Raw genomic sequence first — 12304 nt, 5'->3', positions numbered from 1 at the left:
GCCGGCCCCAAGGGCTTACTTGACCAGTTCGACCTGGTCGAAGTCCAGTTCCACCGGCGTGCCGCGACCGAAGATCGAAACGCTGACCTTGACCTTGGCCTTGTCGAAATCGAGCTCCTCGACCTCGCCGTTGAAGCTGGCGAAGGGGCCTTCCAGCACCTTGACCGCATCGCCGATCTCGTAATCGACGCTGATGTCCTTCTTGGGTGCGGACTTGGCTTCCTCGACCCCGCCGAAATAGCGCGCGGCTTCCTTTTCGCTGATCGGCTGCGGCTTGTTGCCGCTGCCCAGGAAGCCGGTGACCTTGGGGGTGTTCTTGACGAGGTGATAGACATCGTCCGTCAGGTTCAGCTTGGCCAGCACGTAGCCGGGCATGAACTTGCGTTCGGTCTGCACCTTCTTGCCGCGCTTGATCTCGGTCACGGTCTCGGTCGGAACTTCGACCTCCGCCACGCCTTCGGACAGGCCGAGACGCTCAGCCTCGGAGAGGATCGCGTCACGCACCTTGTTCTCGAAACCGGAGTAGGCGTGGATGATATACCAGCGGGCAGCCATGGGTGTGTCGTTTCCCTCAAGAATGTCAGTTGTCGCGCGCGGGTCAGCCGATGAAGCCGAGCAGTTCGCGCACGGTGAAGCCGAAGAACGAATCGACGGCAAGGAAGAACAGCGACAGGATCAGCACCAGAATACCGACGAACACCGCGGTGCGTGCGGTTTCGGGCCAGCTCGGCCAGACGATCTTGTTCCCCTCGGCACGCACCTGGCGCATGAATTCCGACGGGCTGGTCTTCTTCTTCGCCGGGGTGGGCGAGGGCGTCTGGGCGGGGGTCGGCTGGGCCATGTCGTGTCGCTCGCTGTTCAAGATCACAGGGCCTTCCGGGTAGGGCTCCTCGCCGCCCCGGGCAGTGTCCGGGAGGGGCTTTCGAGGTTCCGCGATGTCGGAAGACGGCTGGCTATCTAGGCGCGGAGCGCGTCGTTGGCAAGGCCGCTTGCAGATGGCGCTTACCGATAAAATGGCGGCGAAGGGTTTGCATATGCGCCCCGCACCGATAGCAAGGCCCCGATCGCGAAACGGATGGACGAGGGGACAACATGGCCACGCGCAGCGAGATGACATTCGACGAACGCCTGCTGGGGCCGGTGACCAACGTCGCCGATTTCATCTGGGGCGGCACCTGGGACGGCGCGCAGGTGCTGCCGTTCCCGCCCCTTGCCATCGTCTTGCTGGGGGCCGGCCTGTGGTTCATGATCGGCCTGCGCGGCTATCCGATCACCAATTTCTGGCCGGCGCTGACGAACCTGTTCGCCGGCCGCAAGAAATCGGGCGCGGGCGAGATCTCGCCGTTTGCCGCGCTGTCCACCGCGCTGTCCGGGCAGGTCGGCACGGGCAATCTGGCGGGCGTCGCCACGGCCATCGCGCTGGGTGGCCCCGGCGCGATCTTCTGGATGTGGATCACCGCCCTGTTCGGCATGGCGCTGGCCTTTGCGGAAGGCAGCCTTGCCATCCGTTACCGCGAGACGACCAGCAACGGCACCTATCGCGGCGGTCCGATGAGCTACATCATGATGGGCCTTGGCCCGAAGTGGACATGGCTGGCGATCTTCTTCTGCGTGGGCACGCTCATCAGCGCGCTGGTGACCGGCAACGGTATCCAGGCGAACGCGGTGGCGGACGGGCTCAACGAACTGTTCGGCATCGAGGAATGGCTGGGCGGGCTGATCGTGGCGGTGTTGGTGTTCGTGGTGATCATCGGCGGCATCAAGTCGATCGGCAACGTCGCCGAAACGGTCGTGCCGTTCATGGCAGCGGCCTATATCGTCATGGCGCTGATCGCCATCGCGCTGAACATCGGAGACATTCCGGAAACCTTCGGCCGCATCTTTGGCGGCGCCTTCAACGCGCAGAGCGCCAGCGGCGGCTTCGTGGGCGCGGCGGTGATCCTGGCGATCCGCGCGGGCGTGGCGCGCGGGCTGTTCTCGAACGAGGCGGGGCAGGGCTCCACCCCCATCGCCCACGCCGTGGCGCAGACCGACGATCCGCAGTTCCAGGGCCGCATGGCCATGCTCGGCACATTCATCGACACCATCGTGATCTGCACCATGACCGCGCTCGTCATCCTGACGGTGGAAGGCAACTTCAGCGCCAATGGCCAGCCGGTGCAACACGCCTGGCAGGACGGTCAGCTGCAAGGCTTCGCGGTGACCAGTGGCGCCTTTGCCGCGGCGTTCCCCTTTACCGTGGGGTCGGTCCCGCTCGGCACGCTGGTGGCCAGCATCGCGCTGCTATTGTTCGTGTTCACCACGCTGCTGACCTGGAGCTATTACGGCGAGCGAGCCATCACCTTCATCTACGACCGCTTCCCCGGCTCCACGCTGGGCGGTGAAAAGATGCTGCTCATGGGCTGGCGGGTGCTGTGGTGCGTGGCGATCTTCGTGGGCGCGACACGCGAATCCGACCTTATCTGGCGCATGGGCGATATCGCCAACGGCCTGATGGTGCTGCCCAACCTCATCGCGCTGTTGCTATTGTCGGGCGTGGTGTTCGCGCTGGCCCGCGGGGATCGCACGGCCGGGCCGACGCACACCGCCGACACGCCGGAGGAGCCCGAAGAGTACTAGGCCTGCTCGAGCAGCGCGGCGGTCTTGTCGAGAAGGTCGCAGATGCGCGCCTCGAGTGCGGCGTCGAAGCGTGCGCGTGGCACGGCGACGGATAGCGATCCCACCGGCTCGCCGCCCACGCGGACGACGCGCGCCGTGCCCACGATGCCGCGCGAGTATTCGTCCTCGGTGCTGGCGAACCCGCGGTCGCGGATCTGCGCCAGTTGCGCGCGCAGCTGGTCCTCGTCGGTGATGGTGCTGTCGGTAAAGGTCTCGCGCTCGCTCTGCGCAAAATAGCCGACCAGCTCATCATCCGGCAGCGCGGCGAGCAGCGCCTTGCCGCCCGCCAGCGCGTGCATCGGCAGCGAACGGCCCTGCGGCACGGTGTAACGCAGCGCCTGTTCACTGCTCTCGGTCACCAGCGCCTCGATCTGCCAGCCGTCGCGAACGAAGAAGCTGGTCGTCTCGTTCAACTGCATTCGCAAGGTGCGCACCAGCGGCGCGGCGCGTTCCGCCAGGGTGTACCCGCCGCCGCCCGCCGCCTGCAGGCGCGACAAACCCGGCCCAGCCGAGTAGCGCCGCCCGTCGCGTTGCAGATACTGCCGGTCCACCAGAGTGGCGAGGAGATAGCTGAGGCTCGACACCGGGATGCCCAGCGCCGTTGCCACTTCCTGCGCTACCAGCGGGCGTCCGGCGGCAACGATATATTCGATGATGTCGAGCGTGCGCGTGGCCGATTTGACCGAACTCGATTGCACGAGGGCAGGAGTGATATTGCTGGCCATAGCGACGGTATTTCACATATACGAAAATTCCGCAAGGCCGAACGGTGCATGCCTCTGCCACACGTATCGTAATTGTTAATGTCCATAGGCCGCAGGCAGCGTAGTCGCCGTATGGACTTCCGCGCAAATTGACTTAGTCTGTTTCCCGGCGACCCGCAGAGGCCGCATCTAGGGAGAGGATAATGTCCGCATATATCGCGTTGGCCCTGTCGGTGGGCCTTCTCGCCGTTCTCGATACATGGCTTTACGTCGGCCCGCTGGCCGCCGTGTTGCCCGGGCTCGTATGGATCAGCTTCATCGCCTGGGGCTGCCATTTCCACTCGGGTGGCGGGGTCAAGGGCATGACCACTGCGATCGTCGGCATGAGCTTTGGTGCGCTGGTGGGGATGGTTGCAGTGCTGCTGGCCGGAGGCGCCTTTGCCGGGCTGGGTCAGATGGCCGCGCCGGTGGCGGTGGGCCTCGGTGCCTTTGTCATCTGCCTCGCCAGCAGGCTGCCCTTGCTCGCCACCATCCCGGCGAGCGTTTACGGCTTTGCCTCGGTGGCCGGTCCGGTCCTGCTGGCGGAGCTGACGCCGGGTCAGGCGATCGGCCCGGTGATCGGTTCGATCATCATCGGCGCGCTGTTCGGCATCGCGTCCGAATATCTCGCAAACGCCATGACGGCCAAGGGCGCGGTGAGCGCGGAAGAAGCCGCCGTCTGATCCATGCCGCCGCCCTTTCCAACGATGGAGAGGGCGGTGGTCGAATACGGCTCGACCATCCTCCAGAGATGCGAATCTGGAAGGGCCGGCAGGCATCCTTTGCTTCACGTTGCATGAACGGCCTGGGCACAATGTGTTCAGCCAGGCTGGTCGAAAGCTGAATGCAACGTTTTTGCGATTCGTGCCTGGCTGGTTTCCCCTACGCCCACGTCCGGCACGGATCAGTTTCGAGGATCCGAGCCATGCCGCAGTCCATCTTTCGCAAGCCCCTCGCTCTCCTTGGCGCCTCGGTACTCGCGCTTTCGCTGTCCGCTTGCGGACCCGACGATATGGCGCAGACCCCGCCGCTCTTTGGGCTGGGCGACAGCGACGGCGCCTACGATTTCGCCCTGGACGAAGGCTTCGGCGGCTATGACGATTACGCGGGCGGCGACGGCTTTGGCGGCGGCTTCGGCGATGCCCTGCCGCTGCTGGCCAACGGGTACGGCGACTACGACAGTTATGGCGCTGCGCCTGCCTGGGATTATGCGTCCGGCGGATACGCGCAGGATGTCCCCTATGGCGATTGGGGCCGGTATGACGAGGGGTTTGCCGACGCCTACTACGACGACGCCTACGGTGACGATCCGGCCTATTACGACGATAACGCCGGCAGCGACCAGTACACCTGGCTCGCCCTTGCCGCGCTGATCGGCGGCGTGCTGGGCACCTCGCAGCCGGATTACGGATTCTCCTACGATGGCGCGCAGCCGTGGGCATGGCAGACGAACGACGGCTACTACCGCTACGCCGAGCCGGTGCGCGGCGGGTATCGCCATTACTATTACGAGCCGCGCGCCACGCGCCCGTTCCTGGTGCGCGATCCGCTCTATTCCTACGGCTATCGTGATGACCGGCTGGTGGTGGTCTACGACCGCGATGGCCGCGTGCTGCGGCGCGATCATGCCGCCCGGCAGCGGCGCGCGGCGCACGCGCATTACGACCGCGGCGGCGAGCTTTACCAGGTTGCCCGCCGGGCCGATCATCGCGGCGTCGATGCCCGCCGCTGGGCCGAGCGACGCCGCGAGATCGCTGCCGAACAGCGGCGGTGGGACAGAGCTCGCCGCGACAACCGGCAATGGACCAACTGGCAGCGCGACCATGCCGAAACCGCCACGCGCCGGTGGGATGGCGAACGGCTGGCGCGGCAGGAGGCCAGCACCCGGTTCACGCGCTGGCAACGCAACGATTTCCAGGGTGCGGCACCGCGTATCGAACGCGCCAGCGACCGCCTGATCGATCGTCGCCCGCTGTTCGTGCGTGACGACCGCCGGGCCGAGGCGACCCCGCGCCGGGCATGGAGCGAGCGCCGTGACGAGCCGCGCGCCGTCCGCGCTGCCGAGGTGGAGCGGATTCGCGCCGTTGATCGCGCGCCCCGTGGAGCGCTGGCAGAGCGACGTGTGGCTGCCGAGCGGTTCGCCGCTCGCCGCGAAGAGGGTGACCGCGGGCAAGATGTTCGCCGGCAGGATGCTCGCCCGCGCATGGCCCAGCAGAGTGCCACGAGGCAGCGCGCGGAGCTTCGCCAGCAGGAAACCGCCAGCCAGCGCGAACGTCCGCGCCCCGAACAGGCCGATCGCGATCGTGGTCAGCGGGACCGGGCTCAGCAGGACAGGGCTCAGCAGGACCGGGCTCAGCAGGACAGGGCTCAGCAGGACCGGGCTCGGCAGGACAGGCGGGCGGTATCGCAGCAGCGGCAGGCCGAACAAGCCGCAAGCCGGCAGCGTGAACAGCAGGCTCAGGCCCGGCAGGAGCGCAGTCGCGGTGAGCAGCAAGAGCGGCAGGCTCAAGAGCGACAGGCCCGGGAGCGTCAGGCCCGGGAGCGACAGAGCCGAGAGCGACAGACCCGGGAGCGACAGACCGAAGTCCGGCAGGAACGAGCGACCCAATCGCGGCAGGCTCAATCGCAGCAAGCCCAGGCCCGGCAGGAACGCGGCCAGCGCCAGCAGCAGGAGCAGCAGGCCCAGGCCCGGCAGGAGCGTGCGCAGCGCCAGCAGCAGGAGCAGCAGACCCAGGCCCGGCAGGAACGCGGCCAGCGCCAGCAGCAGGAGCGGTCACGCCAGGATCGTCAGGTGCAGCAGGAACGTCAGGCGCAGCAGGAACGTCAGGCGCAGCAGGAGCGGCAGGGTCAGCAGGAGCGGCAGGCGCAGGCTCGGCAGGAGCGCGCGCAACGGCAGGCCGAACAGGCCCAGCAGCGGCAGGTGCAGCTCGCCGCGGCGGAGCAGACTCGCCAGCAGCAGTCGCAACAAGCGCAGCAGCGCCAGGCCGAACGCGCCCAGCGTCAGCCGCGACAGGAGCGCCAGCAGCAGCCGCAGGCGCAGCAACAGGCAGAGGCCGCGCCGCAGCAGCAGGCGGAGCGTGGTCAGGGCCGGGGCGGTGGCAACGGGCGCGGCAATCGGCCTGACCGCCAGCCCGATTGAAGGGCATGACAGCGGCGGATAACGCCGCTCAGCCTTGAGCGCCCCGCGACCGTGCGTCTGGCGAGCCAAGCCAGCGCCAGCAATGCGATGCTGCGAAGGAGGAGTCCAGCGCAGTCCGGCCAGTAAATGATGCATGGAGAATCTGGGCCCGGCGCAAACAGCTTCGGCAAACCTTGGCGCCGACGCTAACGGATGTTACGATCCACGCGGGAAAGAGGGGGCTGGGCATGGTTCACGCTGACGAAAACCGCGAGGTAGTGCTGCTGCACCGGCTGCTGAAGCTGCACAACCGGCTGATGGCGCCGTTCTCGACCCATCTTGCCCACCGCTACCGGATCAGCCTCAACGAGTTTCGCCTGCTGATGATGGTGGGTTCGCTTGGCCGCACTGCCAGCCACGAAGTCGCCGAGCTGACCGGCGTCAACCCCATGAGCATCAGCCGCGCCGTGGCCACGCTAAAGCGTCACGGACGGCTGGTGGTCGAAACCGACGCAACCAACCGCCGCCGCAAGTGGCTCAGCCTGTCGAAGGAGGGCAAGCGCCTCTATCAGCTGATGCTGCCGCAGGGCGAAAAGGTCGCACACTACCTGTTCGGCAAGCTGGAGCAGGACGAGTTGGCGGGGTTCGAAAGCATCGTCGACAAGCTTTTGGAGCGCCTTGATGCCGAGGACGAGGACGGCACCTCGCGCTTTCTCAATCGCACGAGGCTGGCGTGATGACCGAACAGGAACGGCGTGCGATCGAGACGGACGTCACGCGCCTGGTGCACGAATACGTCTGGGCGAACGATGCGCAGGACTGGGCGCGCTGCGCCGCGCTCTGCACCGACGATGCGGTGTTGCTTCGGCCTAGCGGGGGCGACCCGATCGTCGGCCGCGCGGCGATCCTGGCCAGCTTCACGGCCCGGCCGGCGAGGGCGCAGCGCCATGTGATGGCCAACGTGCTGGTCGACGTGGTGAGCGAAGGCGAGGCGCGGGTGCGCTCGGTGATCGTCCTCTATGTCGGAGACGCGGCGGCAGAAGGTTTGCCAGTGCAGGACGCCCGATCGCCGCTGATCGGAACCTACGAGGATCGCTGCGTGCGATGCGCCGAGGGCTGGCGCTTTGCCGAGCGGCGAGGCGGGCTCGATTTCAAGCCCTGAGCCCCTCATCCCGCTCCTCAATCACGACCCTAGGTCGGCGGCGCAGCGCAGGTGAAGCTCGCGGCATCCGACGCATCGCCGGTGCCATTGTAGATCTCCACCAGCGGCCACGGGCACAGCGGCCGGGTCATCGCGGCGCGCGGGGGTGCCGGCGGCTGTCCCGGCATCGAGGGCGCAGCGGTCGGCCGGGTGGCGACGATACGGGCTGGCGCAACGCCGGTATGCGCCCAGGCGTCGATCGTGCCCAGCGTATCGAAGCTGCTCGGCCCCTCGCCGCCGGCGCAGTGATCCATGCCCGGGGCCATGAACAGCCGCAGCTGGCCATCCCGCTGCGCCGGCGGCAGTGCGTTGAACAGGTCGTGGTGGAAGGCCAGCGTGTTGGTGGCCGGGATCAGGCCGTCGGCCCAGCCGTGGCTGAGCAGGAGCTTGCCCCCGCGCGCGAAAAACGCGGCAAGGCCATCGCTCGGCACGTCGAGAATGGCGGCGCCGTAAGCGCCCGAGGCGGCAAGCCCGCTGCGGTAATCGAAGGTGCGCCAGTCCCACCCCGGCTGGTCGCCGAACACCAGGTCACGAAAATAGCTGGTGGCGACGGGGAAAGGCTCCTGCCCCATCACCAGCAGCGCCATCTGCATCTCGCTGCCCACAGGCCAACCGGGAAGCAGCTGCTCGCCATCGGCGGCGCGGGTGCCGCGATAAAGGCTCTGCATCGCACCGACCTGGCCGGGCGAGAGGCAGCCCTCGCCCTGGCCCGGGCGGCATTGCAATTGCACCGGATCGAAGGTGCAGGCGAGCGGGCGCGAGACGAGGCCGTCCGTCACTCCGTCGAGCGCATCGCATTGCGCCACCGCCGCCCCGTGCACCATGCCCAGCACCTGCGGGGTGAGTTGCACCGCGTAGCGCTGCGGCTGCCAGCCTGCCCACATGGACTGCACCATCAGGTCGGTCATCGGATTGGCGGGAGCCATGGCGCTGATGGCGTCGAAATCCTCCGGATAGCGATGCGCCGCCATCAGGCCCTGCCGCCCTCCGGTGGAGCACGAATTCCACAGGCTGAGGTCCGGCCCCCGGCCATACATCGCGCGCACCAGGGCCTTGGCGGCGACGGTGGTAACGTGGACGGCGCGATGGCCGAAATCGACGAGCCGCTCCGGATGGCCGACCGCCCAGGTTGCCGTGAGGCCGTTCCCGGTGTGGCCGGTGTCGGTGCTGGCCGCCGCATATCCGCGGGCCAGCGGCTCGGCCATCTGGGCGTAGCTGATCGTGCCAGCCCAGATGCCGTTGCCGATGCCGACGTACTTGCCGTTCCAGTCGTCCAGCGGCAGCCACACTTCGGAATTGATATCACTGTCGGCGCTCGGCGTCAGGTGCAGGCGCACGCGGCAGAACGCGGGCAGCGCACCGTAATCGGCCGGGGCGACGCCGGGCGCGGCCATGGCGCCGGGCTGCTGGAACGTGCCGGCGGGCACGACTTCTGCCGAGACGACCCGTCCATCGCTGAGCGCGGTGCGGGCGAGATCGGCGCAGGTCGCCAGCGCGGGCGCCGACACCGTCAGCGCGAACAGGCCGGCGGCGCCTGCGAGAATGCGATGAACCTTCATAAGCCGTCTCTCCCCAAGCGACTCTGCGACGCGATAACAGTAACACCCGTTATGATCTTCGCCAACAGGGGGAGGGAACAGGCCGCCACCGCAGGAAACATGGCGATCGGCGGGTGACCTTGACCCGGCGATCGGCTAGGGCGCTGGACAAAATCAACGTCGGAAGTTTGCGCCCATGAAAATCCTGCTGCTCGCCAGCACCGCTGCCTGCCTGTTCGCGGCTCCTGCCCTGGCGCAGGATACAGCGCAGGACGACACCGATCCGAACGTGATCGTGGTCCTTGGCCAGGGATTGCCCGATACCCCGGGAACACCGGCCTATTCCACCGTCGAGATCGATCGCGAACAGCTCGTCACCACCGCCAGCGGGCGGCTGGAGGACGCGTTGGGAAATGTCGCGGGGTTCCAGCAGTTTCGCCGGTCGGATAGCCGCTCGGCCAACCCCTCGGCGCAGGGCGCCACGTTGCGGGCCTTGGGCGGCAACGCTTCCAGCCGCGCGCTGGTGCTGCTCGACGGGGTGCCCGTCGGCGACCCGTTTTTCGGCTACATCCCGTTCAGCGCCATCGCGCCCGAACGGCTCGGCACCATCCGCGTGACACGCGGCGGCGGCTCCGGCCCGTTTGGCGGCGGGGCATTGGCGGGCACGATCGCGCTGGAAAGCGCCGACGCCGCCACGCTGGGGCTGGTGCAGGCAAGCGCCCTGGCCAATCATCGCGGCGACACCGAACTCTCGGCCAGCGTCGCGCCCGAACTGGGCGATGGTTACGCCGTCATCCACGGGCGCTGGGACCGCGGCGACGGGTTCTTCACCACGCCGCGCAATCAGCGAATGCCCGCCACGGCCCGCGCCAGTTACGATGGCTGGTCGGCCGGCGCGCGGATCGTGCAGCAGGTGGGCGATCTGGAGGTGCAGGCCCGCGCGCTCGCCTTTGCGGACGATCGCGTGCTGCGCTTCGAAGGGGCGGACAGTTCGATCGAGGGGCAGGACGTATCACTGCGCGTCGTCAGCCGCGGGCCGTGGCAGGTGGATGCCATCGCCTACGGGCAGTGGCGCAATTTCACCAATGTCGTTATTTCCTCCACCCGGTTCGTGCCTGTGCTCGACCAGAAGGACACGCCTGCCAGCGGCATCGGTGGCAAGCTGGAGGTCCGCCCGCCGCTGGGCGACGCGCACACGCTGCGGCTGGGTGCGGACTATCGCCGCAGCGAAGGCGACCTGTTCGAGGATGCCTTTTCCGCCTTTACCGGCGCCCGCACGGAACAGCGGTTCGCGGGCGGGGTGAACACCGATCTCGGCCTGTATGTGGAAGACGACTGGGAACTGGGCGCGCTGACGCTGACGGGCGGGGTGCGTGCCGACCGCTACACCATCCGCGAGGGATACTACCGCGCGCTGAACGGCGCGGGCACTGTGATCCAGGACGACGCCTATGCCGACCGCAGCGACTGGGAGGTGACCTGGCGCGCCGGCGCTCTCTACCGCGCGAGCGATGCGCTGGCCGTGCGCGGGGCATACTACACCAGCTTTCGCCTGCCGACGCTGAACGAGCTCTACCGCCCCTTCGTTGTGTTCCCGGTGACGACCCTGGCCAACGCCGCGTTGGATCCGGAACGGCTGGAAGGCTGGGAGATCGGCCTCGACCTGACGCCCGCCCCCGGCCTGCGCCTTGCCGCGACCTATTTCGATAACACGGTGGAGGACGCCATCGCCAACGTCACCCTCGCCCCCAACCTGCGCGAACGCCGCAACCTCGACGCGATCGAGGCGAACGGGGTGGAATTCGCCGCCAGCTTCGATTCCGGCCTGCTCTCGCTCAATACCACGCTGGCTATCACCGATGCCGAGGTCGTCGGCACCGGCTTTGCCGCGCCTCTTGACGGAAACCGCCCGGCGCAGGTGCCGGAATTTGCCGCCAGCCTGACCGCCGCTTATGAATTTGTCGCGGGCGGTCGCCTCTCTGCCACCTTGCGCCACGTGGGCGAGCAGTTCGAAGGGGACCAGGAAGACGATGCGCTCCCCGCCGCGACCACGATCGACCTGTTCGGCCAGGTGCCGCTGTGGCGCGACCTGTCGGTGGTAGGACGGGTGGAGAACCTGACGGACGAGGACGTGGTCACCCGCAACCAGGGCGGCTCGATCGATCTGGGCGCCCCGCGCACCGTGTGGCTGGGGCTGCGCTGGGGTTACTGAAGGCTCATTCGTTCATCAGCCAGTCCTGCAGGAAATCCGCGAGGCTGGCGTGCGAGACCGACCACGCCTGGTCGATCGTCTTGTCGTGGTCGTACCAGTACTCGTCCCATTGCCAAACCTGCCCGGTATCCAGATCGTAGGCAGCGGGGCCCATGTTGTCGGTCAGGGGCACGAAGCTGCCCGGCCAGGCCACCTCGCCCGTGTAGCCGGGACCGCGCCGTTCGAGGTCGTCGAGTTCGCGTATAATACCGCGCGCGGACATCAGGCCCGGTCCGTGGCCTTCGGTGTGCGAATAGCCCGGCCCCCAGCCGCCGTTGGCAATGCCGAACATCTGCCGCAGGTCATCCGGCAACGGGCGCCCGACGCGGGCTTCCAGCGCGGCAAGATCAGCCTCGCCGGCGGGCGCAGCGAGCGGGGTCGCGGGATTGGATGAGGACGCGGAGCGGTTGCCCTGCGCATCGCTGGAAAGGAACATGGCGGGCATCGCCTGGCCCCAAGACGCCATCTGCTCGCGGATCAGGTCAAACGGATCGGGTCCGCCAGCGCCGTCGTCGCGCCGGGTCTCGTTCATGAAGCCCTGGATGGCGGCCGGATCGCTGGTGCTGCCATGTTGCGTGCGGTCCCCGCCGAACTGACGACGGCGCGGGTCGGCAACGCGGTCCGCGATCATGGCGATCAGCGATGGCGGCAGGCTGGGCATGGCAGGCGGTCCTTCTCGTTGCCGGCGCATGGCGCCAGCGGGTGCCGGTGAGGGAATAGCTGCAAAGAGCCAAAATGTTGATTAACGGTGCAGCGCTGGGCGACGCCACCTTAGGCGCCGCCAAGTTTTCACAG

General features: G+C 67.6%; 11 protein-coding genes. 6 read left to right on the top strand and 5 right to left on the bottom strand.

What is annotated here, in order from left to right; translation table 11 throughout:
- Nucleotides 1–15 precede the first annotated feature (15 nt).
- Together nusG and secE are read right to left on the bottom strand one after the other, a co-directional pair.
- A complete protein-coding gene (nusG, locus tag GRI62_RS11255) occupies nucleotides 16–555 on the bottom strand; it encodes a transcription termination/antitermination protein NusG (RefSeq protein WP_131453427.1) in 540 nt (179 codons plus the stop codon).
- A gap of 43 nt (nucleotides 556–598) precedes the next feature.
- A complete protein-coding gene (gene secE, locus GRI62_RS11250) occupies nucleotides 599–841 on the bottom strand; it encodes a preprotein translocase subunit SecE (protein ID WP_131453426.1) in 243 nt (80 codons plus the stop codon).
- A gap of 251 nt (nucleotides 842–1092) precedes the next feature.
- Here secE and GRI62_RS11245 point away from each other — a divergent pair, with 251 nt between their 5' ends.
- The gene (locus tag GRI62_RS11245; RefSeq protein WP_131453425.1) at nucleotides 1093–2619 is read left to right on the top strand and encodes an alanine/glycine:cation symporter family protein; all 1527 of its coding nucleotides are present in this window, start codon (nucleotides 1093–1095) and stop codon (nucleotides 2617–2619) included.
- On the opposite strand, the gene GRI62_RS11240 is transcribed toward GRI62_RS11245, so the two are convergent.
- The gene (locus tag GRI62_RS11240) at nucleotides 2616–3383 is read right to left on the bottom strand and encodes an IclR family transcriptional regulator (RefSeq protein ID WP_131453424.1); all 768 of its coding nucleotides are present in this window, start codon (nucleotides 3381–3383) and stop codon (nucleotides 2616–2618) included. The genes GRI62_RS11245 and GRI62_RS11240 overlap by 4 nt on opposite strands.
- Before the next feature lie 182 nt (nucleotides 3384–3565).
- On the opposite strand from GRI62_RS11240, the gene GRI62_RS11235 reads away from it, so the two are divergent.
- The 4 genes from GRI62_RS11235 (at nucleotide 3566) to GRI62_RS11220 (ending at nucleotide 7681) form a co-directional block, all read left to right on the top strand.
- Nucleotides 3566–4084, top strand: a complete 519-nt coding sequence (locus GRI62_RS11235) for a DUF1097 domain-containing protein (protein ID WP_131453423.1) — start codon at nucleotides 3566–3568, stop codon at nucleotides 4082–4084.
- 242 nt (nucleotides 4085–4326) lie between these two features.
- Nucleotides 4327–6540 (top strand): hypothetical protein, encoded by a 2214-nt coding sequence (locus GRI62_RS11230; protein WP_131453422.1) that lies wholly within the window; start codon nucleotides 4327–4329, stop codon nucleotides 6538–6540.
- Nucleotides 6541–6767: 227 nt separating this feature from the next.
- Nucleotides 6768–7256 (top strand): MarR family winged helix-turn-helix transcriptional regulator, encoded by a 489-nt coding sequence (locus GRI62_RS11225; protein ID WP_188669393.1) that lies wholly within the window; start codon nucleotides 6768–6770, stop codon nucleotides 7254–7256.
- Nucleotides 7256–7681 carry a nuclear transport factor 2 family protein gene (locus tag GRI62_RS11220; protein WP_131453421.1) on the top strand — a complete coding sequence of 142 codons (426 nt, stop codon included), beginning with the start codon at nucleotides 7256–7258 and terminating at the stop codon, nucleotides 7679–7681. Before GRI62_RS11225 ends, GRI62_RS11220 begins: the two co-directional genes overlap by 1 nt.
- A gap of 29 nt (nucleotides 7682–7710) precedes the next feature.
- Here GRI62_RS11220 and GRI62_RS11215 read toward each other — a convergent pair whose 3' ends face one another.
- Nucleotides 7711–9279 (bottom strand): tannase/feruloyl esterase family alpha/beta hydrolase, encoded by a 1569-nt coding sequence (locus tag GRI62_RS11215; RefSeq protein ID WP_131453420.1) that lies wholly within the window; start codon nucleotides 9277–9279, stop codon nucleotides 7711–7713.
- Between the two features lie 175 nt (nucleotides 9280–9454).
- Here GRI62_RS11215 and GRI62_RS11210 point away from each other — a divergent pair, with 175 nt between their 5' ends.
- Entirely contained in the window at nucleotides 9455–11470 is a 2016-nt protein-coding gene (locus tag GRI62_RS11210; protein ID WP_131453419.1) for a TonB-dependent receptor, read from the top strand.
- A 4-nt stretch (nucleotides 11471–11474) separates the two neighbouring features.
- Here the strand turns inward: GRI62_RS11210 and GRI62_RS11205 are convergent, their stop codons facing one another.
- Nucleotides 11475–12200: an SMI1/KNR4 family protein gene (locus GRI62_RS11205; RefSeq protein WP_131453418.1), complete on the bottom strand. Its 726-nt coding sequence runs from the start codon at nucleotides 12198–12200 to the stop codon at nucleotides 11475–11477.
- Nucleotides 12201–12304: the final 104 nt, after the last annotated feature.

This window comes from Aurantiacibacter arachoides (assembly GCF_009827335.1).
In the GTDB taxonomy this organism is placed as follows: domain Bacteria; phylum Pseudomonadota; class Alphaproteobacteria; order Sphingomonadales; family Sphingomonadaceae; genus Alteraurantiacibacter; species Alteraurantiacibacter arachoides.
Note: the sequence above shows the minus strand (reverse complement) of the source record. Positions and strands in the feature narration are given on the sequence as shown.

What these genes read in the sequence shown, in the direction of transcription:
- nusG (WP_131453427.1), bottom strand. Translation starts at nt 555, where the DNA reads ATGGCTGCCCGCTGGTATATCATCCACGCCTACTCCGGTTTCGAGAAC.
- secE (WP_131453426.1), bottom strand. Translation starts at nt 841, where the DNA reads ATGGCCCAGCCGACCCCCGCCCAGACGCCCTCGCCCACCCCGGCGAAG.
- GRI62_RS11245 (WP_131453425.1), top strand. Translation starts at nt 1,093, where the DNA reads ATGGCCACGCGCAGCGAGATGACATTCGACGAACGCCTGCTGGGGCCG.
- GRI62_RS11240 (WP_131453424.1), bottom strand. Translation starts at nt 3,383, where the DNA reads ATGGCCAGCAATATCACTCCTGCCCTCGTGCAATCGAGTTCGGTCAAA.
- GRI62_RS11235 (WP_131453423.1), top strand. Translation starts at nt 3,566, where the DNA reads ATGTCCGCATATATCGCGTTGGCCCTGTCGGTGGGCCTTCTCGCCGTT.
- GRI62_RS11230 (WP_131453422.1), top strand. Translation starts at nt 4,327, where the DNA reads ATGCCGCAGTCCATCTTTCGCAAGCCCCTCGCTCTCCTTGGCGCCTCG.
- GRI62_RS11225 (WP_188669393.1), top strand. Translation starts at nt 6,768, where the DNA reads ATGGTTCACGCTGACGAAAACCGCGAGGTAGTGCTGCTGCACCGGCTG.
- GRI62_RS11220 (WP_131453421.1), top strand. Translation starts at nt 7,256, where the DNA reads ATGACCGAACAGGAACGGCGTGCGATCGAGACGGACGTCACGCGCCTG.
- GRI62_RS11215 (WP_131453420.1), bottom strand. Translation starts at nt 9,279, where the DNA reads ATGAAGGTTCATCGCATTCTCGCAGGCGCCGCCGGCCTGTTCGCGCTG.
- GRI62_RS11210 (WP_131453419.1), top strand. Translation starts at nt 9,455, where the DNA reads ATGAAAATCCTGCTGCTCGCCAGCACCGCTGCCTGCCTGTTCGCGGCT.
- GRI62_RS11205 (WP_131453418.1), bottom strand. Translation starts at nt 12,200, where the DNA reads ATGCGCCGGCAACGAGAAGGACCGCCTGCCATGCCCAGCCTGCCGCCA.